Origin of the sequence: Bacillus sp. HY001, from assembly GCF_007558965.1 — a bacterium.
Lineage (GTDB): Bacteria > Bacillota > Bacilli > Bacillales > Bacillaceae_G > Bacillus_A > Bacillus_A mobilis.
Genome location: NZ_VLTE01000405.1, coordinates 1 through 235, shown reverse-complemented (window position 1 = coordinate 235; position 235 = coordinate 1). Strand labels below are relative to the sequence as shown.

The following is a 235-nucleotide window of genomic DNA, read 5'->3' as shown; positions in this document are numbered from 1 at the left end:
AAGAGAAGTTGGCAAAAGCACAGCGTGTTCTTTCTAGAAGAATGAAAGGATCTTCTCGCTGGAATAAACAACGAGTAAGGGTAGCTAGAATTCATGAATATATAGCTAATGCTAGAAAAGATTACTTGGACAAAATATCAACTGAAATCATCAAAAACCACGATGTTATCGGTATAGAAGATTTGCAAGTATCGAATATGTTAAAAAATCATAAGTTAGCAAAAGCGATTAGTGA

1 protein-coding gene is annotated in these 235 nt (G+C 33.6%); it reads left to right on the top strand.

Annotated features, from left to right (window positions below):
• Positions 1-235 (top strand): transposase (locus tag FOT98_RS31990; RefSeq protein ID WP_144291305.1); only part of this gene is annotated, 235 nt, incomplete at both ends.